Raw genomic sequence first — 4526 nt, forward strand, 5'->3', positions numbered from 1 at the left:
GGCTGGGGCTCGGCGTCCTGCTCGGCGTCGGGCTGGGCGTGGGGCTGGGCGACGCGCTCGGCGAGGCCGAGGCGGTGGGGCTGGTCGTGCTCGAGGGGCTCGACGTCGGCGCGGCGACGGCTGCGGTGTCGTCGCCTTCGACGACGATCCAGCCGAGCCAGCCGGCACCGAGCAGGACGACGACGGCGGACGTGACGAGCGCCCAGGACGGCAGGACGAACGCCCGGCGCGTCACCGTGCGTCGGTGGTCGGACACCAGCCGCCCGCGTCTCAGAGGTCGATGCCGAGGCGTCGCGCCGACCGGCTGCGCTGGCGCTGGGCCCGCAGCCGACGCAGTCGCTTGACCAGCAGCGGGTCGAAGGCGAGGGCGTCGTCGCGGTCGATCAGCGCGTTGAGCAGCTGGTAGTAGCGGGTGGCGGACATGTCGAACTTCTCGCGGATGGCCTGCTCCTTGGCCCCCGCGAACTGCCACCACAGCCGCTCCATCGCGAGCATCTCCAGATCGCGCTCGGTCAGGGTGTCGCCGGGGCGTGCCGTCTCGTGGGTCGGCTGCTCCGCTGCACTCATGGCCCGATCGTAACCCAGGAATCACACGCCTGTCATTCGCTTCGGCGACGGGATCGTCTGGTATGCGTGGGACATGTCGCCGACCCCCGCCGCACCCGTACCTGCCGCGCCCGTCCCCGCCGACCGCCCGCTGCGCTGGGGCGTGCTCGCGACCGGCAAGATCGCCGGCAGCTTCGCCCGCGACCTGGCCCTGCTGGACGACCACGAGGTCGTCGCCGCGGGCTCGCGCGACGTGGAGCGGGCGCGGGCCTTCGTGGCCGAGCACGGCTCCGCCGACGCCCGCGGCTACGGCAGCTACGAGGAGCTCGCGGCCGACCCCGAGGTCGACGTCGTCTACGTGGCCAGCCCGCACGGACGCCACCTGGAGGACGCGACGCTGTGCCTCGACGCGGGCAAGGCGGTGCTGTGCGAGAAGGCGCTGACCCTCGACGCCGCGAGCGGCCGACGGCTGGTCGAGCACGCACGCGAGCGCGGTCTGTTCCTCGCGGAAGCGATGTGGATGCGCACCAACCCCGTGATCCGGGAGGTGCAGCGGCTCGTCGGCGACGGCGCGCTGGGAGAGCTGGGCGAGGTGCGGGCCGAGCTGGGCTTCGTCGCGGACCCCGACGTGGCCCGGCTGTGGGAGCCCGAGCTCGGTGCGAGCGCACTGCTCGACATCGGCATCTACCCGCTCACGTTCGCGCACCTGCTGCTCGGCCAGCCGCACACCGTCGCCGCCGCAGGGGCGCTGCACGAGCGCGGCTTCGACGTGGCCGGCGGGGCCACGCTGGTGCACGACGGGTGCGGAGATCGTGGGGTCGAGCCCGTCTCGAGCCTGGCGTGGACGCAGCTCGCGCAGTCCGACAACACGGCCTCCGTGGCCGGCACCGAGGGACGCATCGAGATCGGGCGGCGCTTCCACCACCCCACGTCGTTCACCCTCGTGCGCGGCGACGACGCCGAGACGATCGACGTCCCGGTGATCGGCCGGGGCTACGCCCACGAGGCGGTCGAGGTCGCCGCGTGCCTGCGCGCGGGACGCACCGAGTCTGACCTGCTGCCGCTGGACGCGACCGTGCAGCTGCAGGAGCTGATGGACACGATCCTCGAGCAGGTCGGCGTCCGCACGCGCGCCTGACCCGACGCCGACGCGCGTGACGTCGAGGTGCGTCGTCGAGGGGCGACGTCGGCGCGACCCCCTAGGGTGGGGGCATGGCGGCAACGGCTGACTTCGTGGTGATCGCCAACCGGCTGCCCGTCGATCGTGTGGTCCAGCCCGACGGCAGCACCACCTGGCGCACCTCCCCCGGTGGTCTCGTGACGGCGCTCGAGCCCGTCATGCGACGCAACGGTGGCGCGTGGATCGGCTGGCACGGCGCACCAGATGAGAAGCTGCGCACGTTCGAGCACGACGGCATCACCCTCGTGCCGGTGCACCTGACCGGCCAGGAGTACGAGGAGTACTACGAGGGCTTCTCCAACGCGACGCTCTGGCCGCTGTACCACGACGTCGTCGCCCCGCCGGAGTTCCACCGCGAGTGGTGGGAGTCCTACGTCGAGGTCAACCGTCGCTTCGCCAAGAAGGCGGCGCGGATCGCGCGGCGCAACGCCGTCGTCTGGGTGCAGGACTACCAGCTGCAGCTCGTCCCCCAGATGCTGCGCGAGCTGCGCCCCGACCTGCGCATCGGCTTCTTCCTGCACATCCCCTTCCCGCCCAACGAGCTCTTCCAGCAGCTGCCGTGGCGCCGCTCCATCCTCGAGGGGCTGCTCGGCGCCGACCTCGTCGGCTTCCAGCTCCCGGGGGCGGCGCAGAACTTCGTCCGCCTGGTGCGTCAGCGGGTCGGGCACAAGACGCACCGCGACACGGTCTACCTCGAGGACGGGCGGACGGTCACGGCCCGCGCCTACCCGATCTCGATCGACGCGGCCGGGTTCGAGGAGATGGCGCGCCGACCCGAGGTGGTCGCCCGCGCCGCCGAGATCCGCGAGAGCCTCGGCAACCCGCGGTGCGTGCTGCTCGGCATCGACCGCCTCGACTACACCAAGGGCTTGCGGCAGCGGCTCCGCGCGTTCGGCGAGCTGGTCACCGAGGGTGCGGTCGACGTCGACGACGCCGTCTTCGTGCAGGTGGCCACGCCGTCGCGCGAGCGCGTCGAGCAGTACCGGCTGCTGCGCGACGACATCGACCGCCTCGTCGGTCGCATCAACGGCGACGTCGGGCGGATCGGCGCGCAGCCCATCACCTACCTGCACGCCTCCTACCCGCGCGAGGAGATGGCGGCGCTGTACCGCGCGGCCGACGTCATGGTCGTGACGCCGCTGCGCGACGGGATGAACCTCGTCGCCAAGGAGTACGTGGCGTGCCGCTACGACGACGACGGCGCCCTGGTGCTGAGCGAGTTCGCCGGGGCGGCCGCCGAGCTGCGCCAGGCGTACCGGGTGAATCCCTACGACATCAACGGTCTCAAGGAGGCGCTGCTCGAGGCGATCCGCGCGCCCGAGAAGGAGCGCACCCGCCGCATGAAGGCGATGCGCAAGCAGGTGGTCGAGAACGACATCGAGCTGTGGGCCACGCGCTTCCTCGACGACCTGCGCACCGTGCGCCACACGCACGACAAGACGCCGCGACCCGCGCGCGACAACCCCGAGACGACCACGCGGCGCCGCTGACGAGGACGGCGACGTCCGGGACGGCTCAGGTCGTCAGGCGCGACAGCGCGTCGGCACCGACCAGGAAGCCCACCAGGCCGACGATCCAGCTCATCGCGACGCCGCTGCGGGCCGTCATCCACGCGTCGATGCGCTCGAGCCACGGCTCCACCCGGCGCGCCGCCACCAGACGCAGGGCGAGCAGCACGAGGGCCGGCAGCACCATGACAGCGACGTACCCGAGCAGCACGAGGAGCTGCCAGGGTCGTTCGAGGCCGGACCGCGACAGCAGGCCCATCGCGGCGAGGTAGGGCAGCATCGTCGCCAGCTCGAGGACGGTCGCCACGAGCGCGACGAGCACCGTCGTGCGCGCCGGCACCCCCTCGCCCTGCAGCGCCGCCCGCCACCGCACGGCGCGCGGGCTCGGACCACCGCGCTCCTTGGCACGTCGCTCGAGGGGCCAGCTCCACCAGAACAGCGCCGCGCCGACCAGCAGCTGCACCACGGCCAGCGGACGGTTGCGGGCGAGGGCGTCTCCGGCGCCTGAGACCGCGTCGAGGACGGCATCGACGCCGAGCAGGAGCACCACGCCGACCGCCGCGTAGAACACCGCCACCGTGGCGAGGAACAGCAGCACCCGATTCGGCCGCACCCGTGGGGCGACCAGCATCCAGAGCGGGAGCAGCAACGTGCCGGCGCTCGTGCTGTCGACGAGGGCGAGCAGCACCAGCCCACCGAGCACGGCCCAGGTCACGACGCCTCCCTCTCCTCGACGTCACGACCGTGCCACATCCGGTGGCGGTCGCGGCAGCCGGGCGCGTGCCGGATCGCTCAGGCCGTACGGACGAGCGTCGAGCCCAGGGCGTAGCCGATCCCGGTGGCCCCGGCGAGCAGCGTCATGGCCGTGCCCACCCGCTCGGGCACGACCACCTCACCCGCCATGGCGAAGTTGCTGATCATGTAGGGCGCCACCGCGAAGCCGAGCAGGGCGAGGCTCAAGAGAAACGGAATCGCTGCGGCGAGCGCCAGCACACCGTCCCGCGATGACGAGGCTTTCGCCATCAGCGCGCGTCGTCCATCAATTCGCGCATGTGCCGCACTGCCTGTTCCAGGCCGACGAAAACCGCCTCGCCCACCAGGTAATGTCCGATATTCAGTTCCGCGAGCTGGGGAATGGCGGCGATCGGCTGGACGTTCTCGTACGTCAGCCCGTGGCCCGCATGCGGCTCGATCCCGTTCTTGGCAGCAAGAGCGGCCATATCAGCAATGCGCTTCAGCTCGCGGGCGGTCCGCTCGCTGTCGCCGGATTCGAAGGCGTGGGCGTATTCCCC

General features: G+C 72.1%; 7 protein-coding genes. 2 read left to right on the forward strand and 5 right to left on the reverse strand.

Going from position 1 to position 4526, the window contains the following annotated elements; all coding sequences use genetic code 11:
• Positions 1 to 256 (reverse strand): hypothetical protein (locus A6Q79_RS16090; protein WP_317698766.1); only part of this gene is annotated, 256 nt, incomplete at its 3' end.
• Positions 257 to 270: 14 nt separating this feature from the next.
• On the reverse strand, positions 271 to 567 hold the full coding sequence (locus A6Q79_RS16095; protein ID WP_067854109.1) for a DUF3263 domain-containing protein: 297 nt from the start codon (positions 565 to 567) through the stop codon (positions 271 to 273).
• Between the two features lie 73 nt (positions 568 to 640).
• On the opposite strand from A6Q79_RS16095, the gene A6Q79_RS16100 reads away from it, so the two are divergent.
• The gene (locus tag A6Q79_RS16100; RefSeq protein ID WP_067854106.1) at positions 641 to 1684 is read left to right on the forward strand and encodes a Gfo/Idh/MocA family protein; all 1044 of its coding nucleotides are present in this window, start codon (positions 641 to 643) and stop codon (positions 1682 to 1684) included.
• 74 nt (positions 1685 to 1758) lie between these two features.
• A complete protein-coding gene (locus A6Q79_RS16105) occupies positions 1759 to 3216 on the forward strand; it encodes a trehalose-6-phosphate synthase (protein ID WP_067854103.1) in 1458 nt (485 codons plus the stop codon).
• 25 nt (positions 3217 to 3241) lie between these two features.
• Here the strand turns inward: A6Q79_RS16105 and A6Q79_RS16110 are convergent, their stop codons facing one another.
• The 3 genes from A6Q79_RS16110 to A6Q79_RS16120 form a co-directional block, all read right to left on the reverse strand.
• Complete coding sequence (locus A6Q79_RS16110) at positions 3242 to 3949, reverse strand: GAP family protein (protein WP_067854100.1); 708 nt, start codon at positions 3947 to 3949, stop codon at positions 3242 to 3244.
• Between the two features lie 77 nt (positions 3950 to 4026).
• Positions 4027 to 4194: a hypothetical protein gene (locus A6Q79_RS16115; protein WP_317698767.1), complete on the reverse strand. Its 168-nt coding sequence runs from the start codon at positions 4192 to 4194 to the stop codon at positions 4027 to 4029.
• Between the two features lie 62 nt (positions 4195 to 4256).
• The coding region (locus A6Q79_RS16120) for a pyridoxine 5'-phosphate synthase (RefSeq protein WP_317698768.1) at positions 4257 to 4526 on the reverse strand (270 nt) is incomplete at its 5' end.

The sequence above is a fragment of the Aeromicrobium sp. REDSEA-S32_B7 genome, from assembly GCF_001626145.1.
Lineage (GTDB): Bacteria > Actinomycetota > Actinomycetes > Propionibacteriales > Nocardioidaceae > Aeromicrobium > Aeromicrobium erythreum.

Excerpts from the sequence above, each read along its gene's own strand:
- A6Q79_RS16100 (WP_067854106.1), top strand. The coding sequence starts at position 641 with ATGTCGCCGACCCCCGCCGCACCCGTACCTGCCGCGCCCGTCCCCGCC.
- A6Q79_RS16095 (WP_067854109.1), bottom strand. The coding sequence starts at position 567 with ATGAGTGCAGCGGAGCAGCCGACCCACGAGACGGCACGCCCCGGCGAC.
- A6Q79_RS16105 (WP_067854103.1), top strand. The coding sequence starts at position 1,759 with ATGGCGGCAACGGCTGACTTCGTGGTGATCGCCAACCGGCTGCCCGTC.